We start from the raw sequence: 20,292 nt of genomic DNA, 5'->3' as shown, positions 1-20,292 counted from the left end.
GTGTGCTTCCTTACCGTGGCTGATGGAGCGCGGGATCGTTGTCGGCGCCGTTGGACTGCATCGCGGCTGCGGCTTCGGCATCCCAGTTGCGCCAGCCGTCGATGACGTCCTGCAGGTGCTTGCGGATCTGATCGAGGTTCTCTTTCAGATCGTCGCGGGTGTTGTTCCAGTCGTTCTCGAAGTCGGCGGCCCGTCCGCGCAGCGATCCGCGGCCGTCCGGTCGGCCGATGGCCTCTTGGATGCCACCGGACACGCTCGTCGCCTCGTCGAACTCCGCGATCGAGGCGTCGAGGTTGGCGACGACCTCGTCGAGTTCCTGCATGTTCAGATAGATGTCGGGCACAACCGGCCTCCCTCCGCGCGCGTCGCCGACTCAGCCGGTCAGTTGCCGGCGAGTGCCTGGTCGGTGTCCTTGATGGCCTGCATCATCTTGCGCAGCGACTCGCCCATGTCGCTAATGCCCTCGATGGCCTTCTCCAGACCCGTCGTCAGCTCGTTGTAGCCCTCGCCGAACTTGCCCGACGCGTGCTCGGTCTTGAAGTCATCGCCCAGGAGGCGATCGACATCGGCCTTCAGGCGACGCAGCACGTCGCCGATCTCCTCGCGACCGGTCTCGAGCTTGCCCGCCATCGAGTCCATCTCGCCATAAGAAGCCTTGAAATCAGCCATGATCCACCCCTTGGTCTCTAGGTCCGGGCGTTTCCCCGGTCGACACACAGGCTAACCGAGGCTGGGGCGACGCCCCATGGGGAGGATTACCCACCCACCTCATTCCGTGCGACATGATCGGATGAGGACATCCGAGGGAGGACACCATGAGCGAGTACGACACGATCATCGTCGAGACGCGAGGCCGCGTCGGCTGGATCACGCTGAACCGACCCGAGGCGCTCAATGCGCTCAACACCCAGGTGTGCCGCGAGGTCGTGGCCGCAGCATCCGCGTTCGATGCCGACACCGGGATCGGGGCGATCGTGCTGACGGGTTCGGAGCGCGCATTCGCGGCGGGCGCGGACATCAAAGAGATGGAGTCGATGTCCGGGCTCGACATGCTCATCGGTGACCACTTCGGCGGCTGGGCCGACTTCGCCGCCGTGCGCACGCCCGTCATCGCGGCCGTGTCGGGCTTCGCGCTCGGCGGGGGCTGCGAACTGGCGATGATGTGCGACATCATCCTCGCCGCCGACACGGCGAAGTTCGGGCAGCCCGAGATCAACCTCGGTGTCATTCCCGGCATGGGCGGATCGCAGCGGCTCGAGCGTGCCGTCGGCTACTACAAAGCGGCCGACCTCATCCTCACGGGGCGCATGATGGGCGCCGACGAGGCCGAGCGCTCCGGCCTCGCCTCGCGCGTCGTGCCTGCTGCCGACCTGCTCGACGAAGCGTCGAAGCTGGCCGAGACCATCGCGTCGAAGTCGCTGCCGTCGCTGTATGCCGCGAAGGCGGTGCTGGATGCTGCGCTGGAGACGCCGCTCGCCGAAGGCCTGCGGCTCGAGAAGCACGTCTTCTCGGCACTGTTCGACACCGAAGACCAGCGCGAAGGCATGTCGGCGTTCCGCGAGAAGCGCTCGCCGGACTTCCGCCACCGCTGACCCGCGGTCTCCTGCTCGGTCCCTGAGCCTGCCGAAGGGTGGTCCCTCTCTCCGCTCGGTCCCTGAGCTTGCCGAAGGGTCGTCCGTCTCTCCGCACGATCCCTGAGCGTGTCGAAGGGTGGTCCCTGAGCTTGTCGAAGGGTCGCGATGCGCTGCTCCCGCTCAGCATGCCCCCGCGACGGCCTGCGGCCGCCGCTCCCGCCAGACCCGATGCCAGCTTCGCGGGAGCAGCGCATCGCTCCGCCGCGCGGGGCTGAATCCTGGTCCCTGGGCCTGCCGAAGGTGGCCCCTGACCCCGCTCGGTCCCTGAGCTTGTCGAAGGGCGGTCCCTGAGCTTGCCGAAGGGTCGCGATGCGGGGCTGAGTCCTGGTCCCTGGGCCTGCCGAAGGGTGGCCCTTGAGCTGGTCGAAGGGGCGTTCGTCTCGCGACGCTTCGGCAAGCTCAGCGACCGGGGTGGGGGAGTGTGCGTGCGGGGCGACGCTTCGGCAAGCTCAGCGACCGGGGTGGGGGCGTGTGGGTGCGGGGCGGCGCTTCGGCAAGCTCAGCGGCCGAAGCTCACCGACCGAAGCTCAGGGGTGGGGGAGGGGGCGTGCGTGCGGGGGGGACGCTTCGACAGGCTCAGCGACCGGGCCCGGCGACCGGGGAGGGCCGCGCGGGGCCACGCGGTCAGAGGGGTTCGGGCATCGGCCGCGGGTCGGTGAAGTCGCCCGAGGCTTTGCGCAGGCGCGCGATGATGCGCACGAGCTCGGCCGTGTCGTCGTCGCCGAGGCCGGGGCTCTCGAACACCGACGTATTGAGCGCCGCCGTCGCGCGCTCGACGAGCTCGCGGCCCGAGGCGGTCAGCACGAGCATCGCGGCGCGCCCATCCTCGGGGTGCGGCTCGCGCTCGGCGAAGCCGTCGCGCACGAGCCGATCGACGGTGTTCGTCACGCTCGTGGGGTGCACCTGCAACCGCGCGATGGCGCTGGCCATCGGCATCCGTCCTTCGCGCGTGAAGGCGAGAAGACGCAGCATCTCATAGCGGGCGAACGACAGACCGAAGGGCTTCAGCGTCGTGTGGATGCGCGCCAGCATGAGCTGCTGCGCGCGCATGATGCTCGTCACGGCGGACATGCCGGCAGCGGCATCCGTCCATCCGTGCGAGACCCACTGGCGCTTGGCTTCGGCGATGGGATCGACCGGCAGCGGTCCGCGTCTGGCCATGGGTGCTCCTCCTGCCTCCACGGTACCGTCGTGCGGATCGAACCTCGAACGACGCGCAATGTATACACACGGGCACATTGTCCGGCGTCGATGCCGGCATATTGCCCTCGATTGGATACGAAGAAAATGCGCGGATAGACTCACCGCAGGTGTGAGGAGTGTGTTCGATGAAGATCGTCGTCCTGGTCAAGGAAGTGCCGGACACCTATGGTGACCGCAAGCTGAGTCTCGAGACGGGTTTGGCAGATCGTGCCGCGTCCGAGGCGGTTCTCGATGAGATCGGTGAGCGCTCGCTCGAGGTCGCGTTGTCGTATGCCGACAAGAATGCGGACACCGAGGTGGTCGTGCTGTCGATGGCGCCGCAGTCGGCGCAGGCCACGGTGCGCAAGGGGCTCGCGATGGGTGCGGCCTCCGCCGTGCAGGTCGTCGACGAGGAGCTGCTCGGTGCCGACATGGGGCTGACGGCTGAGGTTCTCGCCGCGGCGTTGAAGAAGGTCGGGTTCGACCTCGTCGTCGCGGGCAACCAGTCCACGGACGGTTCGGGCGGGATGGTGCCGGCGATGATCGCCGAGCTGCTCGATGCTCCCGCTGCGCTGAACCTCTCGTCGGTCGAGATCGGCGAGAGCTCGGTGTCGGGTGTTCGCGCGACGGATGCCGGCACGGTCGAGGTGTCGGCGACGTTCCCCGCGGTCATCTCGATCACCGAGGCGCTGCCGGACGCACGGTTCCCGAACTTCAAGGGCATCATGGCGGCGAAGAAGAAGCCGTTCGAGACGCTGTCGCTGGCCGACCTCGGTGTCGAGGCGCTCGCCGCGGACGTGTCGCGGTCGATCATGGTCGGCCTGAGCGAGAAGCCGCCGCGCGAGGCGGGGGTCAAGATCGTCGATGAGGGCGATGCGGGCGAGAAGCTCGCAGAGTTCCTCGCGCAGAACCGACTGGTGTGAGGAACTGAGATGACGTTTGCTGCGGATTCGATTCTGGTCCTCCTCGACACGATGCCCTCGGGCGAGCTGGCGAAGTCGTCGGCGGGACTGCTCGGTGCGGCATCCGAGGTGGGCACGCCGGTCGCTCTGGTGATCGGTGATGACAAGCTCGCGCAGGATGCTGCCGCGCTCGGGGCGGCAGCGGTGCTCGTGGCATCCGGTGACCGGGTCGACGCGCTCGCGGCGGCTGCCGCTCGTGTGCAGCCCGATGCGGTGCTGCTGTCGCACTCGGTCGAAGGTCGTGAGGCCGCCGCCCGGTTCGGGGCGCGCACCCGCGCCGGCATCGCGGCGGACGCCATCGGCGTCGGCCGTGATGACGAGGGCGTCGTGGCGCGGCATTCGGTGTACGGCGGTGCGTACAACGTGGACTCGACGGTGACGTTCGGTGCCCCCGTGATCACGATCCGCCAGGGTGCCGTGGACACGCGCGCCGAGGCGGTCGCCTCGCCCGTCGTCGAGACGCTCGAGGTTGCGGCATCCGGTCGTGCGTCGGCGACGTTCGGCGAGCTGCAGGAAGCTGTCGTGGCGTCGTCGCGCCCGGAACTGCGCGGTGCGGCCAAGGTCGTCTCGGGTGGTCGGGGTCTGGGCTCGGAAGAGAAGTTCGAGCTCGTCAACGACCTCGCCGATGCGCTCGGCGCTGCCGTGGGAGCATCCCGCGCGGCGGTCGATGCCGGCTACGTGCCGCAGTCGTTCCAGGTGGGTCAGACGGGTGTGTCGGTGGCCCCGCAGCTGTATGTCGCTCTGGGCATCTCTGGTGCGATCCAGCACAAGGCGGGCATGCAGACGGCCAAGACGATCGTCGCGATCAACAAGGACGCGGATGCGCCGATCTTCGAGATCGCGGACTTCGGTGTCGTGGGCGATCTGTTCACGGTCGTGCCGCAGCTGATCGCGGCGCTCGAGGCGAAGAAGAAGGCGTAACCCGTGGCGACTTTCGGGCGCACGATTCGTCGCGGCCTCCCGCGGCGACCCGGCGGAGACCCCTGGCCTCCCGCCGGCGAAGCGCCGGTCGAGGCTGCGGCGCCCGCTGCGGCGCCCGAGGCTGAGGCGCCCGAGGCTGAGGCGCCCGCGGCTGAGTTGCCTCATTCTGCTGCTCCGGCTGGTGCCGAAGAGCAGTCTGCGCCACATGAAGCTCCCGCGGCTTCGGCTGCCGAGGTTGAGTTGCCTCAATCTGCTGCTCCCGCTGGTACCGAAGAGCGTTCTGTGACACATGAACCGGAACTTTCGGATGCCGCGGGCCTGGCCCCGACGGCAGGTGCAGCGCCCACCGTGCGCCGCGGACTGCCGCGCGTGGCGGGCGGCGAGCCCTGGCCGCCCGCATCCTTCGCCCCCGCCGGAACTGCCGCCCCGGCGGCGACAGCCCCGGCGCACGCCGCTCCTCCTGCGAGTGCGGATGCCGCAGCCCCGACCCCGGCGAGTGAACCGGCGGCAGCGGCGGCGACCCAGACAGCGGCAGCGACCGCTCCGACCGCAGCGACTCCGGCTGCGGCAGCGACCCCGGCGGCAGCCGGCGGCACATCGCACGCCGTGCGGCGCGGATTGCCGCGCGTGGCCGGGGGCGAGCCGTGGCCTCCCGCGGACTACACCGCCGTCACCTCGGTGGAAGCGCCGGCGGTGCCCGCGCCCGAAACCCCCGCGCCCGAAACCCCCGCGCCCGAAACCCCCGCAACGGCGACCGAGGCGCAGGCTCCCGCGCCGGTTCCCGCCGGCGAGGTCGCGGTCGCGGCATCCGTTCGCGACACCTCCACGCCGCTGCCGTTCACGCGCACGGTGTGGCAGGGTGCGGCGGGGCGGGAGTTCGAGCGGCAGCGCCGGTCGGGCGTCGTCGCGACCGCGCCCGAACCCGAGCGCATCGGCCCGTTCACGCGCGGTCAGTGGGTCGGCGCGGTGCTCGTCGCCGGTGCGGGCCTGCTGTTCGCCGCGGCGATGGCCGTCGTCGCGGTGCGGTGGCTGCTGTCGCTGGAGCCGCTGCAGGACTTCCTCACGACCTATCCGGGCGAATACCACCTGCCCGAGGGTGCGCCCGTCGGCTTCCCCGCGTGGCTGGGGTGGCAGCACTTCTTCAACGTGTTCCTCATCGTGCTGATCATCCGATCGGGGCTGCGGGTGCGCACCGAGAAGCGGCCCACCGCGTTCTGGTCACCGCGCACGAACAGCAAGCGCAAGATCAGCCTGACCCTCTGGTTCCACCAGTCGCTGGACATCCTGTGGGTGCTCAACGGCGCGATCTTCATCGTGCTGCTGTTCGTGACGGGGCAGTGGATGCGGATCATCCCGACCAGCTGGGAAGTCTTCCCCAACGCACTCTCGGCCATCCTGCAGTACATCTCGCTGGACTGGCCGACCGAGAACGGGTGGGTCAACTACAACAGCGTGCAGCAGCTGGCGTACTTCACGACCGTGTTCCTCGCCGCACCGCTGGCGATCATCACCGGCGTGCGGATGTCGGGCATCTGGCCCAAGGACGCCAAGATTCTCAACCGCCTCTACCCGGTCGAGTGGGCGCGCGCGGTGCACTTCCCGGTGATGCTCTACTTCGTCGTGTTCATCGCGATCCACGTGTTCCTCGTGTTCGCGACCGGAGCGCTGCGCAACCTCAACCACATGTATGCCGCGCAGGGCTCGACCGACCCGAGCGTCTACGCCGAGAACTGGGCCGGGTTCTGGTTCTTCGTCGCCTCGATCGTCGTCATCGCGATCGCGTGGGTCGCCGCACGCCCGCTCGTGCTCGCCCCCATCGCACGCCTGTTCGGCAAAGTCAGCGCCCGCTGATGACCGCCGACGCGCTGCCCCTCGTGGCGCGGACGAGCGCGCTCACGACGCGGATCCTGGCGCCCAACGCGGGACCGATGACACTCGACGGCACGAACACGTACGTGCTGCGCGCACCCGGGTCGGCCTCCGTCGTCGTGGTCGACCCCGGTCCCCTCGACGACGACCACCTCGCGCGCATCACGGCCGAGGGCACCATCGAGCTCATCCTGCTCACGCACCACCACATCGACCACGTCGAAGCGGCTCCCGAGCTCGCGCGTCGGACGGGCGCCCCCGTGCGCGCGTGGGATGCGGCCCTGTGTGCGGATGCCGCGAACCTGCAGCCCCGCGAGCGGCTCGAGGCGGCGGGCACGCGGATCGACGTGCTGCACACGCCCGGACACACGGCCGACTCGGTGTGCTTCCTGCTCGCCGACGACGCCACGCTCGACGGCGCGGCGACGGCGTCGGTGCTGACGGGGGACACGATCCTCGGCCGGGGCACGACCGTCATCGCGCCACCCGACGGGTCGCTGGGCGCCTACCTCGCGTCGCTCGGGACCCTGCACCACATGGGCGCGGGAACGCTCGCTCTGCCCGCGCACGGGCCCACCCTGCCCGACCTCGCGGCGATCGCGGACCGCTACCTGACGCATCGTCGACTCCGCCTGGACGAGGTCGAGAAGGCACTCGCCGACCTCGGCATCGCGGCGGCGACCGACGCCGAGACGGTCGCCGCCGTCACCGACCGGGTCTACCCGCAGATCGCGCCCGAGGTGCGCTTCGCCGCCGAGGCCTCGACCGTCGCTCAGCTCGCCTACCTCGCCGGCTGACCGCCCGGGCCGGTTCGACGGCGGGACCGATTCAGACGGATGCCGCGCCCGCCGCGAACCCTTCGGCATAGGCCTCGTCGGCGCCGAGGCGGAACATGTCGCGCTCGAGCGGGCGCACGATCGAGCGCGCACCCGGAAGATCGAGCGGACCCACGAGGTCGGTGCGACCGCGCACGACGGCGACGGGAAGCCGTGACGCCTTGCCCTTGACGAGGTCGGTCGCCGCGGCGAGTTCGTCGGCGACGCACGGCTGCGTGACGACGAGCTCGCGGCCCTCGGCGTCGGTCTGCCCGCGCAGATCTTCGAAGACGTGCACGCCGGCGGCACCGATCGCGGCATCGGTCTGCCCTTCGCGCCATGCGCGACCGAGCGTGTCGGTGATGATGACCCCGACGCGGGCGCCGAGTCGGGCGCGCAGCCCCTCGGCGAGGGCGCGCGCCGACGCGTCGGGGTCGACCGGAAGCAGCAGCACGGTTCCCTCGGGCGTGTTCGACGCGTCGACGCCCCCCGCGGCCGACACGATGCCGAGGTGGTTCTGCACGATGCGCGTGCGGTGGCCGGACGGCATCGCGCGCGTGGCGACCGTGCGGACCGTCTCGGCCGTGATGGCGTCCTCGCGGTCGTCGGCCGAGATGATGCGGCCCTCGGCCTTGGACACGATCTTCGAGGTCACGACGACGATGTCACCGTCGACGAGCGTGTCGCCCGCAGCATCCGCTATCGCCGCGACGAGATCCGTGCCCGGAACGATCTCGGGGATGCCCGCGAGGGCCCAGACCTGCAGCACGTGGGTCAGCGGACGAATCGCACCTCGGTGAGCGTCTCACCGAGGAAAGGCTCGGTGTGCGCCGCGCCGTCGAGGGCGAACCCGTTGCGCGCGTAGAACCGGTGAGCGCGCGGGTTGTCCTCGGCGACCCAGAGATACAGCGGCTCGTCCTTCGCGATGACGGAGTCGAAGAGCTTCTGGCCGATGCCGGTGCTGTGGAAGGCGCTGAGCAGATAGATGAAGTAGAGCTCGCGGAACGCGGGGGCGTCCTTGTCGCGGGCGGGCCCGGAGCCGGCGAAGCCCACGATCTCTCCGTCGACGAGCGCTGCGGTCATGGTGAACTCGGGACCCTGTGCGGCCCAGTGCGTCCACAGTTCCGCCATCCGGCGGGGCGAGATCTTCTCGAGGTTCGCCTTGCTGATGAGGTGGTCGTAGGTCTCGTGCCAGCACGTGGCGTGGACGCGACCGAGTGCTTCGGCGTCGACGTCGCGGACCGGACGGACAACGACGTCTGTCTGGATTTCGGCTTCCATGGCCAGACTCTACGCTGGCCGCGCGAGGACGCGAAATCGGCTGTCGCCGGGGATGATGCCACGCCGATGTCCGGGTGCGGACTGTGGGAAACCTGCAACCGAATCGGCTGATCGGGGGCCGATGGCTACCATCGCTCTTCGTGAATGTGATGTGGCGCACCCTGCTGACGATCTGGCGCGCGAAGCGGCACGTGCGCCGGCACGGTCTGACCGATCCGCGCGCCGTCGGCCGAGTCCGTGTGCGGACGCTGCCCACCGACCTGGATCTGCTCGGGCACATGAACAACGGCCGGTACCCGTCGCTGTTCGACCTCGGCCGGTTCGACCTGCTCGTGCGCACCGGCATGTGGGACCTGCTGCGCGAGAAGCGCTGGTACGCCGTCGTGGCGAGCTCGACGATCACGTTCCGCAAGTCCCTCGAGCTGTGGCAGCGGTTCACGGTCGAATCACGCCTGCTCGGCCACGACGAGAAGTCGACGTACCTCGTGCATCGGGCCGTCGTCGACGGTGAGATCTACGCCGAGATGATCGTGCGCGCGCGGTTCCTGCGCCGCGGTGGCGGGATCGTGCCGCTCGAGGAGCTGTTCCAGGCGCTGCACAAGCCCGACGACCTGCCCGGCCTCGAACCGTGGGTCACCGATTGGGCGGCGGCGTCGGTGCTGCCCTCGACGAAGGCACCCGCCCCGAGCATCTGGCGCTGATCGGGTCCGACGCGTGCCGGCGGTGCGGGCTCTAGGCGTCGCCCGGCTGCGTCGGCGTGAACGGCTGGTCCGCCGTGCGCGCCGCGGTCTCGATGTACGCGTCGCGCAGCGCACGGCGCACGGCACGGATGTGCGGATGCGCCGTCGACGAGGAGCGCAACGACGTGAACACCTCGCGCGTGGGCGCCCCGGGGAGGTCGACGAGCTTCACGGGCGAGGCGGGCTCGGCCCACAGCAGGTCGGGCAGCACGCCGACGGCGTAGCCGGCCGTGATGAGCCGCACGTGCGACACGAGGTCGGGCAGCTCGAAGCGCACTTCGGGCTCGAATCCCATGGCGCGGCACTGCTGCACGGCCCACTGCCGCGCGGCCGTGCCGGTGGGCTCCATGACCCACACGCGATCGCGGAGGTCCGCCAGCGAGGTCGCGGGGTCATCGGGCGGAAGCGCGATGCGCACGGGGTCGATGCCGAGGACATCGCGCTCGAGCCCGGACCGGTGCTCGCGGGTGTGCCCGGGGTACTGCTCGGCCACGACGAGGTCGAAGCCACGGGCCTCGAGTTCGAACAGCCCCTCTTCGGGCGGCACCTGGGCCATGTCGATCCGCAGCGCCGGCTCGCGCTCGGCCACGATCCGCAAGAGCGTCGGGGCGAGGGAGAGGGCGGCGGTCTGCATGATCGCGATGCGCACGGGCGCGATGCCCGGCTCGATCGTCTCGAGCTCGGCGCGGATCTGCTCCTCGAGATCGAGCGCCCGTGCGGCGTGCGCGGCGAGGGCTCTGCCCTGCTCGGTCAGGCGCACGCGGCGCCCCTCCGGAACGATGAGACGCACCCCCGCGTCTCGCTCCAGGAGCGCGAGCTGCTGAGAGATCGTCGACGGGCTGTACGACAACGCTTCGGCCACGGCCGCCAGCGTTCCGCGCAGCGATAACTCATGCAGCATCCGCAAGCGTCGAAGCTCGAACATGGCCCCCACCATTCGTGGCACTTCTAGAACGGTATTGATTATAGATGGCCACTTTTCCCAACGGGTCGGATGCCGCAAAGTTGAGGGGTTGATGCCCGTGTACCGGGCGTGGTACCCCCTGCCCTCCGGGAGTTGAAAGATAGTGAGCACCGACGTGACGATCGATATCGCGGCTGAGTCCATCGCCCTTGCCCAGCGATGGGTGGAGGAAGCCGCTCAAGCGGATGTCGATCCGGCTGCGGAGCGCCTGGCGGGGGTGCTCAAGGACCCGAACGGACTGCCGTTCACCCTCGGCTTCGTCGACGGCGTCATGCGCCCCGAGAGCCTGACGGCCGCGGCGACGAACCTGAAGCGCGTCGCTCCGCTCGTGCCGGGCTTCCTGCCCTGGTACCTGCGCTCGGCCGTGCAGCTCGGCGGCGCCGTGGCGCCGGTCCTGCCGTCGCCCGTCGTGCCGATCGCGCGGCGCGTGCTGCGCGAGATGGTCGGGCACCTCATCATCGACGCGCGCCCCGAGAAGCTCGGCCCCGCGATCGCGAAGATCCGCGAGTCCGGCGCGCGCCTGAACATCAACCTGCTCGGCGAGGCCGTGCTCGGCGAAACCGAGGCGCTGCGCCGCCTCGAGGGCATCCACGAGCTCATCCGCCGCCCCGACGTCGACTACGTGTCGGTCAAGGTGTCGGCGATCGTGAGCCACATCTCGATGTGGGCGTTCGATGACGTCGTCGACCTGGTCGTCGAGCGCCTCATGCCGCTGTACTTCACGGCCGCCTCCAACGGCACGTTCATCAACCTCGACATGGAGGAGTACCGCGACCTGCACCTGACGATCGCGGTCTACAAGCGGATCCTCGAGCACGCCGAGCTCACCTCGCTCGAGACCGGCATCGTGCTGCAGGCCTACCTGCCCGATGCCGCGCCGGCGCTGCGCGACCTCACCCAGTGGGCGCAGCAGCGGGTCGCCGCCGGTGGCGCGCCGATCAAGGTGCGTCTGGTCAAGGGCGCGAACCTCGCCATGGAGCACGTCGATGCGGCCGTGCACGGCTGGTCGCTCGCGACCTACAACACCAAGGTCGACTCCGACGCCAACTACATCCGCTGCCTCGACGAGGCGCTGCACCCCGAGAACACCGCCGCCGTGCGGATCGGCGTCGCCGGCCACAACCTCTTCGACATCGCGTACGCGTGGCTGCTCGCCGGCCAGCGCGGCGTGCGGGACGGCATCGACTTCGAGATGCTGCTCGGCATGGCCCAGGGCCAGGTCCAGGCCGTGACGCGCGACGTCGGGCCCGTCCTGCTCTATGTCCCGGTCGTGCGCCCCGACGAGTTCGACGTCGCGATCAGCTACCTCGTGCGCCGCCTGGAAGAGGGCGCATCCCAGGAGAACTTCCTCTCGGCGGCGTTCGACCTCGCCGACGACGCGACGATGTTCCAGCGCGAGCAGGACCGCTTCACGGCCTCGCTCGCCCGCGCCGTCGACCCGACCCTGGCGATCGGTCCCAACCGCACGCAGAATCGCACGCTCGAGTCGGCCGCCGGCCTCACTCGTGCGGGCGCGCGGGCACTGCGCCGCGAGAACGCCGCCGAAGAGGAAGGCCTCACGCAGGCCGTGCTCGGCATCGCACGCACCGCCGCGCCCGAGCCCGCCGACACGGCGCCGATCGAGCCCACCGCCGAATCGCAGATGTTCGCCGGTGACGCCTACGTCGAGACCGCCGTCTACGCGTCGCGCGAATCGGGCCAGCCCTCCGCCGGCGCCCCGGGCTTCGACAACGCCCCCGACAGCGACCCGGCCCTCGAGGTCAACCGCGACTGGGCGAACGACATCCTCGGCCGCGTCGAGCAGTCGGACGCCGGCGTCGAGACCATCCAGGCCGCGCGCGTCGACGACGCCGACGTGCTCGAGAAGATCGTCACCGATGCCCGCGACGCCGCCGCGGCGTGGGGCGCCAAGCCCGCCGCCGAGCGTGCCGCCGTGCTGCAGGCCGCCGCGCGCGAGCTCGAGGCCCGCCGTGGCGACCTGATCGAGGTCGCGGCATCCGAGACCGGCAAGGTCTTCGCCGAGGGCGACGTCGAGGTGAGCGAGGCGGTCGACTTCGCCAACTACTACGCCGCGACGGCGCGCGAGCTCGACAGCGTCAGCGGCGCCGTGTTCGTGCCCGAACGACTCACCGTCGTCACGCCCCCGTGGAACTTCCCCGTCGCCATCCCGGCCGGTGGCGTGCTCGCCGCCCTCGCGGCCGGTTCGGCCGTCGTGTTCAAGCCCGCGCCCCAGGCGCGCCGCTGCGCGGCCGTCGTCACCGAGGCGCTGTGGAAGGCGGGCGTGCCCCGCGAAGTGCTCGCGCTCGTCGACATCGACGAAGGTGACCTCGGTCGCCGTCTGCTGTCGCACCCCGACGTCGACCGCGTCATCCTCACGGGTGCGTGGGAGACGGCGGCGCTGTTCCGCTCGTGGCGCCCCGAACTGCCGCTCCTGGCCGAGACCAGTGGCAAGAACGCCATGATCATCATGCCGTCGGCCGACCTCGACCTCGCGGCGGGCGACCTCGTCAAGAGCGCGTTCGGCCACGCGGGCCAGAAGTGCTCGGCCGCGTCGCTCGCGATCCTCGTGGGTCCCGTCGCGCGCTCCAAGCGCTTCGCCCGTCAGGTCGTCGACGCGACCCGGTCGCTGCGCGTGGGCGTGCCCACCGACCCGATGAGCGAGATGGGTCCCGTCGTCGAGGCGCCGCACGGCAAGCTGCAGTGGGCGCTGACGACGCTCGACGAGGGTGAGCAGTGGCTCGTCAAGCCCGAGCGCATCACGGTCGAGGGTGCGGATGCCGCCAAGTACGAGGGCCGCTTCTGGACCCCCGGCGTGCGCACGGGCGTGCGCGCCGGTTCGCGGTTCCACCGCGAGGAGTTCTTCGGCCCCGTCATGGGCATCATGCACGCGAGTTCGCTCAGCGAAGCCATCGAGATGCAGAACGCCGTCGCGTACGGACTGACGGCGGGCCTGTATACGCAGAACCCCGAAGACCTCGCGACGTGGCTCGATCGCGTCGAGGCGGGAAACCTGTACGTCAACCGCGGCATCACCGGCGCCATCGTGCAGCGCCAGCCGTTCGGCGGCTGGAAGCGCTCCTCGGTCGGCGCCGGCACGAAGGCCGGTGGCCCGAACTATCTGATCGGCCTCGGCTCGTGGCGTGCGTCGGCGGGTGCGTCGACGTCGGCGACCCTGCACCTGCGCGGGCTCGACACCCGCATCACCTCGGTCATCGAGGCGGCTCAGCCGTCGCTCGGCTACGAGGAGTTCGAGTGGCTGCGCCGCGGCGCGCTGTCGGACGCCATCGCGTGGGACCGCGAGTTCGGCCAGGTCAAGGACGTCTCGCGCCTCGGCGTCGAGCGCAACCTGTTCCGCTACCGTCCGGCGCCGGGCGTCACGGTCCGCGCCACGGGGGATGCCACGTGGCAGGCGCTGCTGCGCGTCGTCGTCGCGGGCATCCGCGCCGGCGCCCCGTTCACGGTCTCCACGCCCGTGGGTCTGCCCCCGGCCGTGCGCCGCGTCCTGTCGGACGTCGGCGTGACGGTGTGGGTCGAGTCCGACGCGGAGTGGACCGCGCGCATCGCCGCGTCGCTCAAGGGCGCGGAGCCCGTCGAGCGCGTGCGTCTCGTCGGCTCGCCCGAGGCCATCGCCGAGGTGCGTCACGCCGTCGCCGAGGCGACGGGCGGCAACCCCGATGTCGCGGTCTACCACGACGAGGTCACGACGGCCGGACGCCTCGAGCTGCTGCCGTTCCTGCGCGAGCAGTCGATCACCATCACGGCCCACCGGTTCGGCAACCCCGACCCGTGGTCCGAAGACGTCATCTGACGCATCTGGCCGCGTGCGCGGCATCCGGGAAGAGAAAGAAGTTATCTTTCTGGACGCCGCGCACGGCAGCGGTCACGATGGGTGGAGGGGGACGACTGCGCCGCCGGACTCGGGTTTCGTGCGGCTCGTCCGAAGTGGGGTCAGCGACCCCGGCCGTCCGCGTGATCGCGCATCGGCCGGGGTCCGCGCTCAGTCCTCGTCGACCGGCACCGTGAAGGCGGAGACCAGGCCCAGGATCGAGATGCCGAAGAGCGTCCACTCGCCGGGAGGGGCCTCGGCGCCCTCGGGGATGTCGTAGTTCGGATGGTCCAGGCCCTCGGCCGCACGCACGGCGAAGCCCTCGCCCAGCGCTGCCATCGCCTCGGCGAAGTCGAGGATCGTGAACGGCGTCCGCAGGCGTCGTCCGAAGCGGCGTAGAAGCTCGGCGTAGAACACGGCGAACGACTCGACGGACTCGCGATGACGCTCGGCGCTCGCTTCGCGCAGCTCGGGCCAGGACCCCGCCGCCGTGCGCAGCGCGAGCGCCGTGATGAAGGCATGCGAATCGCGTGATCCCGGCTCGAGGTGGAACCTCGACGCGTAGGTGACGTGGTCCAGGGCCGCGGCGCGCACGACGTCGTCCATCGTCCCGTCGTCGGCGAGCACGTCGCGGATCGCGCTCGACGCGCTCGCGACGGGTCCCGCGAATCTCAGCCGGACCATCTCGACCGCGAGTTCGCGGTGGAATTCGTCCTGATCGGCCCAGATGCGATAGGCGGCGCCGGACGTGAGCTCGACCGAGCGCAGCACCTCTTGCAGGCGGATGTGCTGCACACCCGCCGTCGCGCCACGCTCCAGCAGCAGGTGAAGAGCGGCGTCCAGAATGAGGCGGCGGGTGTCCTCGGCGGATCGGCGAGCCATGCTGATCAGGATCTCAGTCCGCGAGCCCGGGTGTCGATCCGCTCATCGGATCGGATCCTCGTGAAGGTCGCGCACGTGGTAGAACTCCTGGTCCCACAGCAGGTAGACCAGCCACGCGGGCAGATAGTAGGCCGACTGCAGGTAGTCCGCCTGGGACGCGTGGATCGCCCAGCCCTCGTGCTTCTTTCCGACCTCGGCCGACATGGCGAACTCGGGGTCCGGCTGGTTCGCGACGACCAGGGCGCCCTGCTCGCCGCCGAACAGCGACAGCGCCGTGGTGGGGCTGATCGTGTAGACGAGCTGATCGGGTCCCCGGTAGGGGCCGTCTTCATCGGCGAGCTGCGCGATGGCGAGCTCGGTGGCCCGGCCCATCTGCATGTGGTCCTTGTGGCCGGTCGCGCCGCTGGCCGGCCAGAAGCCGACGACGACGTCGGGCTTCACGCGCTTCATGGTCGTCACGAGCCGGTCGACGAGCTCCTGCTCCGATACCCCGGGCACTCCTCCGTCAGGGTAGTCCCACACCTCGTGCTCGTCGACGCCGAGGTTGAAGCTGTTCTTGAGCGCCTCTGCGGTGCGCACGATGCCGAGGTCATCCTGCCGTGCGACGACGGGCACCTGGTGCCCGGCCTCGCCGGCGGTCGCGGTGACCATCGCGGTGTACGCGCCGTCGCGGTCCTTCGCCCGCCAGAACAGGCCGTTGACGGTCTGCTCATCATCCGGATGCGCGAAGACGCCCAGCACGCGTTCGCCGCCGATCTCGCCGATCACCGAGTCGACGCCTTTCGCCGTGGGCATGTGGAAGAGGCTGCGCCCGGCCCAGTAGCCGCCGACGAGGGCGACGACGAGCACGGCGGCGACGACGATGAGCGCGATCCAGCGCTTGCGCATGAGAACTCCGGTGTTCGGGCAGCCGTCGGCTGTGACGGTCGAAGAATCCTAAACCGAAAGCCGACGGCGAACCGCTGTGTCAATTTTTCTTGACATCACCGCACGGGCGGTCGTACGCTCACCCTGTCAAACATTCTTTACACGTCGAGGGATGCACCATGGTCTACGAAGAGCGCAATGCCTGGGCGGGACTCATCGTCACGGTCGTCACGATGACCGCCTACGTCCTCATCGTCCTGCAGCAGGCGGGCGGGGGTGCACTGACCGATGTCGAGTGGTGGCCCATCATGCTCTGGACGATCGGCGGCGGCATCGTCGGCACGATCGTGCTGAGCATCCTGTGGGGTCTGCTCGCGGGCCTGCGGGGTCCCGACGGCGTCGGCCGGTCCGACGTGCGCGATCGGGACATCGCCCGCATGGGTTCGCGCGTCGGTCAGTCGTTCCTCGTCATCGCGGGACTCGGCGTCATCGTCCTGTGCGCTCTCGAGGCAGACCGGTTCTGGATCGCGAACGCGATGTTCTTCGGCTTCGCCCTGTCCGCCTTCGTCGGCGGCGTCGCGAGCGTCATCGCCTACCGCCGCGGACTTCTCTGATGGTGAAGCCGACGAAGGTCACGAACGTCATCCGCGTCCTGCGGGAACGGGCCGGGATGACGCAGGCCGAGCTCGCCGGACGCATCGGAGTCACCCGCCAGACGCTGATCGCGATCGAACAGGGCCGCTATTCGCCCACGCTCGAGCTCGCGTTCCAGCTCTCGCGCGTCTTCGGCCTCGGCATCGACGATGTCTTCCAGTACCCGGAGGGGTGACATGAGCGCGACGATGACGGCGTGGGTGCAGCGTCGATACGGCTCGGCGGATGTCGTCGCCCGTGCGGACGTCGATGTTCCCGAGCCGGGGCGGAGCGAAGTGCTCGTGGACGTCGTCGCGACGGCGCTGAACGCCGGCGACGTGCACATCATGCGGGGGGAGCCCCTGCTCGTCCGGCCCTTCTTCGGGCTGCGGGCGCCGCGCGTCGCGGTGCGCGGTATGGACGTCGCCGGCCGCGTCGTCGCCGTCGGAGAGGGAGTGACACGGTTCGCGCCGGGCGATCGCGTCGTCGGCGAACTGCCGGGAGGGGGGCTCGCCGAGGTCGCCGTCGCGCCGGCGGACCGGCTCGTGCCCGTGCCCGACGACGTATCGATGACGGATGCCGCGACGCTGCCGGTTGCGGGAGGCACCGCGTGGCAGGCGCTCGAACGCGCGGGCGTCGTGCCGGGCGACCGCGTCCTCGTCATCGGTGCGTCCGGCGGAGTGGGCACCTTCGCGGTGCAGCTCGCCGTCGCGCGCGGGGCCGAAGTGTGGGCGCTGTGCGGCGAGCGCAGTCGCGCTCTCGTCTCGTCGATCGGCGCCGCACGCACCTTCGACTACCGGGTCGTGCAGCCGGGAGGGCCTGAGCTCGGGCGCGGCTTCGACGCCGTCCTCGACATCGCCGGGACCGCTCCGCTGCGTGCTCTTCAGGACCTCGTGCGCGACGGCGGCTCGGTCGTGCTCGTGTCCGGTGACGGCGGACGCCTGCTCGGTCCGATCGGCCGGATCGCCGCGGCATCCGCTCGTTCGGTCGGTTCCCGGCGATCGCTGCGGCCCCTCACGGCGGTCGCGAAGCCCGACGTGCTGCACACCCTCGTCGGCCTCGTCGGCGCGGGGCGGATCACGCCGGTGGTCGAATGCACGTGGCCGCTGTCGGACGCGCGCAGCGCCCTCGCGCACGTCGAAGCCGGTCGCACGGTCGGCAAGGTCGTCGTGCGCGCGCACTGAGAAGACCGTCCTCGTCTCGGTCCCGAGTGCGTCGCGTGCGAGAATGGATGCGGCGTGCCCGTGTCGCTTCCCCGCCTGCTGCTCCTGGATGAGCGCCGGATCGGGGCCGGCGGGCCCGTGGACAGCGTCCGCCGAACCTTCGCGAGGAGCTTCATGTCTACGCCGAACACCGTCCCCGACGACATCGTGACCACGACCCGCATCCAGCAGCATCGCACGTATCTCATGTGCCGACCCGAGCACTTCACGGTCAGCTACACGATCAATCCCTGGATGGAGCCCACCAGACCCACCGATACGGCGCTCGCCGTGCGGCAGTGGCAGGCGCTCTACGACACCTACGTCGCGCTCGGTCACGATGTGCACCTGATCGATCCCGTGCCGGGGCTTCCCGACATGGTCTACACGGCCAACGGCGGCTTCGTCGTGGACGGTGTCGCGTACGGCGCGAAGTTCCGCTTCGCCGAGCGGGTGCCCGAGGCGCCCGCGTTCATGGACTGGTTCCGCGCGAACGGCTTCGACGTCGTCGAGCCGCGCGAAGTGAACGAGGGGGAGGGCGACTTCCTGCTCGTGGGGGACACGATCCTCGCCGGGTCGGGCTTCCGTTCGACCGACGACAGTCACCGCGAGCTGTCGGAGCTCTTCGGCAAGGAGGTCGTCTCACTCGGCCTCGTCGACCCGCGCTTCTACCACCTCGACACGGCGCTCGCCGTGCTCGACCCCGTCGAGGGTGAAGGAGGCGTCGAGCGCGCCACCATCGCGTATCTGCCGCACGCGTTCGATGAGCGCTCGCAGCGGGTGCTCGCCGAGCGCTACCCCGATGCGATCCGGGTGTCCGACGAGGACGGCGCCGTCTTCGGGTTGAACTCGGCCAGCGACGGCCGCAACGTCATCATCTCGCCGCGCGCGACGGGTTTCGAAGCGCAGCTGCGCGCGAGGGGGTACCACCCCGTGCTCGTGGACCTGTCCGAGCTGCTGCTGGGCGGCGGCGGCATCAAGTGCTGCACGCTCGAACTGCGACGCTGAGGGGGAGCCATGACCACCGGGATCTTCTCGACGGATGCTGCGACAGCGGCCATCATCGCCGCTGAGGCCGAGCACGTCGCACACAACTACGAACCGCTTCCCGTCGTCATCGCGCGCGGCGAGGGCGCGTGGGTCACCGACGTCGAGGGCAAGAGGTACCTCGACCTGCTGTCGGCCTATTCGGCGCTCAACTTCGGGCACGGGCATCCGGCGCTGCTGGCCGCGGCGCGCGAACAGCTCGAACGGCTGACGCTCACGAGCCGCGCCTACCACAACGACCGGCTCGGGCTCTTCGCCGCGGCGCTGGCCGAACTCGCCGGCAAAGACATGGTGCTGCCCATGAACACGGGCGCCGAAGCCGTCGAGACCGGTATCAAGGTCGCGCGCGCGTGGGGCGAGCGCGTCAAGGGCATCGCGCCGGATGCGGCGGAGATCATCGTCGCGCACGGCAACTTCCACGGCCGCACGACGACGATCGTCGGCTTCAGCGACGACCCCGTGGCGCGCGCCGGGTTCGGGCCGTTCGCCCCCGGATTCGTGCACGCGCCGTTCGGCGACGCCGCCGCGCTCGAAGCGGCGATCACCCCGAACACGGCGGCCGTGCTGATCGAGCCCATCCAGGGCGAGGCGGGCGTCATCGTGCCGCCCGAGGGCTACCTGCGGCAAGTGCGCGAGATCTGCACCCGGCGCGGCGTGCTGTTCATCGCCGACGAGATCCAGTCGGGGCTCGGCCGCGTCGGCACGACGTTCGCGTGCGACCGCGAACAGGTCGTGCCCGACGTCTATCTGCTCGGCAAGGCGCTGGGTGGCGGCATCCTGCCCCTGTCGGCCGTCGTCGCCGATCGCGACGTGCTGGGGGTCATCCGGCCCGGTGAGCACGGGTCGACCTTCGGCGGCAATCCGCTCGCTGCGGCGATCGGGCTGCGGGTCGTCGAGATGCTGCAGTCGGGCGAGTTCCAATCGCGGGCACTCGCGCTCGGCGAGCACCTCGAGCACAAGCTCACGGCTCTCATCGGCCACGGCGTCACGGCGGTGCGCCGCGCGGGACTGTGGGCGGGAGTGGACATCGACCCCGCCGTCGGCACGGGTCGCGAGATCGCCGAACGGCTGCTCGCGCGGGGTGTGCTCGCGAAAGACACCCACGGACAGACGGTGCGCTTCGCGCCGCCGCTGGTCGTGCGGGCCACCGAGCTCGACTGGGCGGTCGAACAGTTGCGGGTCGGGCTCGGCGCGTGAGCGTCGATTTTGACAGTCACGCAGAAACCCATAGACTCAACAAGTTGCCCGGCGGATCGGCGAGAAGCTGAACGTCCGGAGCAGATCCAGCTTCGTGAAGTCGTCGATGATCGCTGTGCCCGACATCTTGTCGGGAACGCGGATTTGACAGAAGCGAAGCGACACATAAGATAGTGAAGTTGCCCTGCGGGCGGAGCTGAGAGGCCGAGTAGCAGGAGCATCCGATCCTTGAGAACTCAACAGCGTGCACTTGTCAAATGCCAAATTACC

At 70.1% G+C, this 20,292-nt stretch carries 21 protein-coding genes; 12 read left to right on the top strand and 9 right to left on the bottom strand.

The genetic code is table 11. The annotated features are described in order from the left end of the window. Window positions 1-10 precede the first annotated feature (10 nt). Together ACFC3F_RS13140 and ACFC3F_RS13135 are read right to left on the bottom strand one after the other, a co-directional pair. On the bottom strand, window positions 11-343 hold the full coding sequence (locus ACFC3F_RS13140) for a hypothetical protein (RefSeq protein WP_376130450.1): 333 nt from the start codon (window positions 341-343) through the stop codon (window positions 11-13). Window positions 344-381: 38 nt separating this feature from the next. Then, a complete protein-coding gene (locus tag ACFC3F_RS13135) occupies window positions 382-669 on the bottom strand; it encodes a WXG100 family type VII secretion target (RefSeq protein WP_376129556.1) in 288 nt (95 codons plus the stop codon). A 146-nt stretch (window positions 670-815) separates the two neighbouring features. Between ACFC3F_RS13135 and ACFC3F_RS13130 the strand changes: the two genes are divergently transcribed. Then, window positions 816-1,592, top strand: a complete 777-nt coding sequence (locus ACFC3F_RS13130; protein WP_376130447.1) for an enoyl-CoA hydratase — start codon at window positions 816-818, stop codon at window positions 1,590-1,592. 666 nt (window positions 1,593-2,258) lie between these two features. Here ACFC3F_RS13130 and ACFC3F_RS13125 read toward each other — a convergent pair. Next, complete coding sequence (locus ACFC3F_RS13125) at window positions 2,259-2,795, bottom strand: MarR family winged helix-turn-helix transcriptional regulator (RefSeq protein WP_376130444.1); 537 nt, start codon at window positions 2,793-2,795, stop codon at window positions 2,259-2,261. A gap of 167 nt (window positions 2,796-2,962) precedes the next feature. On the opposite strand from ACFC3F_RS13125, the gene ACFC3F_RS13120 reads away from it, so the two are divergent. The 4 genes from ACFC3F_RS13120 to ACFC3F_RS13105 all read left to right on the top strand — a co-directional run bounded on the left by ACFC3F_RS13120 (window position 2,963) and on the right by ACFC3F_RS13105 (window position 7,365). After that, complete coding sequence (locus ACFC3F_RS13120; RefSeq protein ID WP_376130441.1) at window positions 2,963-3,739, top strand: electron transfer flavoprotein subunit beta/FixA family protein; 777 nt, start codon at window positions 2,963-2,965, stop codon at window positions 3,737-3,739. Window positions 3,740-3,748: 9 nt separating this feature from the next. Further along, window positions 3,749-4,699, top strand: a complete 951-nt coding sequence (locus ACFC3F_RS13115; protein WP_376130438.1) for an electron transfer flavoprotein subunit alpha/FixB family protein — start codon at window positions 3,749-3,751, stop codon at window positions 4,697-4,699. Between the two features lie 282 nt (window positions 4,700-4,981). Next, window positions 4,982-6,550 carry a cytochrome b/b6 domain-containing protein gene (locus ACFC3F_RS13110; RefSeq protein ID WP_376130435.1) on the top strand — a complete coding sequence of 523 codons (1,569 nt, stop codon included), beginning with the start codon at window positions 4,982-4,984 and terminating at the stop codon, window positions 6,548-6,550. Then, the gene (locus tag ACFC3F_RS13105) at window positions 6,550-7,365 is read left to right on the top strand and encodes an MBL fold metallo-hydrolase (RefSeq protein ID WP_376130432.1); all 816 of its coding nucleotides are present in this window, start codon (window positions 6,550-6,552) and stop codon (window positions 7,363-7,365) included. Before ACFC3F_RS13110 ends, ACFC3F_RS13105 begins: the two co-directional genes overlap by 1 nt. 31 nt (window positions 7,366-7,396) lie before the next feature. Here ACFC3F_RS13105 and ACFC3F_RS13100 read toward each other — a convergent pair whose 3' ends face one another. Together ACFC3F_RS13100 and ACFC3F_RS13095 are read right to left on the bottom strand one after the other, a co-directional pair. Continuing rightward, window positions 7,397-8,152 carry a coenzyme F420-0:L-glutamate ligase gene (locus ACFC3F_RS13100; protein ID WP_376130429.1) on the bottom strand — a complete coding sequence of 252 codons (756 nt, stop codon included), beginning with the start codon at window positions 8,150-8,152 and terminating at the stop codon, window positions 7,397-7,399. Between the two features lie 5 nt (window positions 8,153-8,157). Continuing rightward, entirely contained in the window at window positions 8,158-8,664 is a 507-nt protein-coding gene (locus ACFC3F_RS13095) for a GNAT family N-acetyltransferase (protein ID WP_376130426.1), read from the bottom strand. A gap of 140 nt (window positions 8,665-8,804) precedes the next feature. On the opposite strand from ACFC3F_RS13095, the gene ACFC3F_RS13090 reads away from it, so the two are divergent. Beyond that, on the top strand, window positions 8,805-9,365 hold the full coding sequence (locus ACFC3F_RS13090; RefSeq protein WP_376130423.1) for a thioesterase family protein: 561 nt from the start codon (window positions 8,805-8,807) through the stop codon (window positions 9,363-9,365). A gap of 31 nt (window positions 9,366-9,396) precedes the next feature. On the opposite strand, the gene ACFC3F_RS13085 is transcribed toward ACFC3F_RS13090, so the two are convergent. Further along, window positions 9,397-10,329 (bottom strand): LysR family transcriptional regulator, encoded by a 933-nt coding sequence (locus tag ACFC3F_RS13085; RefSeq protein WP_376130420.1) that lies wholly within the window; start codon window positions 10,327-10,329, stop codon window positions 9,397-9,399. Window positions 10,330-10,483: 154 nt separating this feature from the next. On the opposite strand from ACFC3F_RS13085, the gene ACFC3F_RS13080 reads away from it, so the two are divergent. Continuing rightward, complete coding sequence (locus ACFC3F_RS13080; RefSeq protein ID WP_376130417.1) at window positions 10,484-14,176, top strand: bifunctional proline dehydrogenase/L-glutamate gamma-semialdehyde dehydrogenase; 3,693 nt, start codon at window positions 10,484-10,486, stop codon at window positions 14,174-14,176. A 189-nt stretch (window positions 14,177-14,365) separates the two neighbouring features. Here the strand turns inward: ACFC3F_RS13080 and ACFC3F_RS13075 are convergent, their stop codons facing one another. Beyond that, window positions 14,366-15,076: a hypothetical protein gene (locus tag ACFC3F_RS13075; RefSeq protein ID WP_376130414.1), complete on the bottom strand. Its 711-nt coding sequence runs from the start codon at window positions 15,074-15,076 to the stop codon at window positions 14,366-14,368. Window positions 15,077-15,118: 42 nt separating this feature from the next. Further along, window positions 15,119-15,964, bottom strand: a complete 846-nt coding sequence (locus tag ACFC3F_RS13070) for a PIG-L deacetylase family protein (protein WP_376130411.1) — start codon at window positions 15,962-15,964, stop codon at window positions 15,119-15,121. Window positions 15,965-16,122: 158 nt separating this feature from the next. On the opposite strand from ACFC3F_RS13070, the gene ACFC3F_RS13065 reads away from it, so the two are divergent. From ACFC3F_RS13065 to rocD, 5 genes are all read left to right on the top strand, one after another. Continuing rightward, window positions 16,123-16,557, top strand: a complete 435-nt coding sequence (locus tag ACFC3F_RS13065) for a hypothetical protein (protein ID WP_376130408.1) — start codon at window positions 16,123-16,125, stop codon at window positions 16,555-16,557. Continuing rightward, on the top strand, window positions 16,557-16,772 hold the full coding sequence (locus tag ACFC3F_RS13060; protein WP_376130405.1) for a helix-turn-helix transcriptional regulator: 216 nt from the start codon (window positions 16,557-16,559) through the stop codon (window positions 16,770-16,772). The genes ACFC3F_RS13065 and ACFC3F_RS13060 overlap by 1 nt, the downstream gene beginning before the upstream one ends. Before the next feature lies 1 nt (window position 16,773). Next, window positions 16,774-17,760 carry an NAD(P)-dependent alcohol dehydrogenase gene (locus tag ACFC3F_RS13055; protein WP_376130402.1) on the top strand — a complete coding sequence of 329 codons (987 nt, stop codon included), beginning with the start codon at window positions 16,774-16,776 and terminating at the stop codon, window positions 17,758-17,760. A gap of 153 nt (window positions 17,761-17,913) precedes the next feature. Next, complete coding sequence (gene ddaH, locus ACFC3F_RS13050; protein WP_376130400.1) at window positions 17,914-18,786, top strand: dimethylargininase; 873 nt, start codon at window positions 17,914-17,916, stop codon at window positions 18,784-18,786. A gap of 9 nt (window positions 18,787-18,795) precedes the next feature. Beyond that, window positions 18,796-20,022 (top strand): ornithine--oxo-acid transaminase, encoded by a 1,227-nt coding sequence (gene rocD / locus ACFC3F_RS13045; RefSeq protein ID WP_376130397.1) that lies wholly within the window; start codon window positions 18,796-18,798, stop codon window positions 20,020-20,022. 36 nt (window positions 20,023-20,058) lie between these two features. Here the strand turns inward: rocD and ACFC3F_RS13040 are convergent. Then, window positions 20,059-20,292, bottom strand: a 234-nt coding sequence (locus ACFC3F_RS13040; RefSeq protein WP_376130394.1) for a hypothetical protein, incomplete at its 5' end; no start/stop codon positions are given.

The sequence above is a fragment of the Microbacterium sp. NPDC055910 genome (genome assembly GCF_042271185.1).
Lineage (GTDB): Bacteria > Actinomycetota > Actinomycetes > Actinomycetales > Microbacteriaceae > Microbacterium.
Note: the sequence above shows the minus strand (reverse complement) of the source record. Positions and strands in the feature narration are given on the sequence as shown.

Excerpts from the sequence above, each read along its gene's own strand:
- ACFC3F_RS13135 (WP_376129556.1), bottom strand. The coding sequence starts at position 669 with ATGGCTGATTTCAAGGCTTCTTATGGCGAGATGGACTCGATGGCGGGC.
- ACFC3F_RS13130 (WP_376130447.1), top strand. The coding sequence starts at position 816 with ATGAGCGAGTACGACACGATCATCGTCGAGACGCGAGGCCGCGTCGGC.
- ACFC3F_RS13125 (WP_376130444.1), bottom strand. The coding sequence starts at position 2,795 with ATGGCCAGACGCGGACCGCTGCCGGTCGATCCCATCGCCGAAGCCAAG.
- ACFC3F_RS13120 (WP_376130441.1), top strand. The coding sequence starts at position 2,963 with ATGAAGATCGTCGTCCTGGTCAAGGAAGTGCCGGACACCTATGGTGAC.
- ACFC3F_RS13115 (WP_376130438.1), top strand. The coding sequence starts at position 3,749 with ATGACGTTTGCTGCGGATTCGATTCTGGTCCTCCTCGACACGATGCCC.
- ACFC3F_RS13105 (WP_376130432.1), top strand. The coding sequence starts at position 6,550 with ATGACCGCCGACGCGCTGCCCCTCGTGGCGCGGACGAGCGCGCTCACG.
- ACFC3F_RS13095 (WP_376130426.1), bottom strand. The coding sequence starts at position 8,664 with ATGGAAGCCGAAATCCAGACAGACGTCGTTGTCCGTCCGGTCCGCGAC.
- ACFC3F_RS13085 (WP_376130420.1), bottom strand. The coding sequence starts at position 10,329 with ATGTTCGAGCTTCGACGCTTGCGGATGCTGCATGAGTTATCGCTGCGC.
- ACFC3F_RS13075 (WP_376130414.1), bottom strand. The coding sequence starts at position 15,076 with ATGGCTCGCCGATCCGCCGAGGACACCCGCCGCCTCATTCTGGACGCC.
- ACFC3F_RS13070 (WP_376130411.1), bottom strand. The coding sequence starts at position 15,964 with ATGCGCAAGCGCTGGATCGCGCTCATCGTCGTCGCCGCCGTGCTCGTC.
- ACFC3F_RS13065 (WP_376130408.1), top strand. The coding sequence starts at position 16,123 with ATGGTCTACGAAGAGCGCAATGCCTGGGCGGGACTCATCGTCACGGTC.
- ACFC3F_RS13060 (WP_376130405.1), top strand. The coding sequence starts at position 16,557 with ATGGTGAAGCCGACGAAGGTCACGAACGTCATCCGCGTCCTGCGGGAA.
- ACFC3F_RS13055 (WP_376130402.1), top strand. The coding sequence starts at position 16,774 with ATGAGCGCGACGATGACGGCGTGGGTGCAGCGTCGATACGGCTCGGCG.
- ddaH (WP_376130400.1), top strand. The coding sequence starts at position 17,914 with ATGTCTACGCCGAACACCGTCCCCGACGACATCGTGACCACGACCCGC.
- rocD (WP_376130397.1), top strand. The coding sequence starts at position 18,796 with ATGACCACCGGGATCTTCTCGACGGATGCTGCGACAGCGGCCATCATC.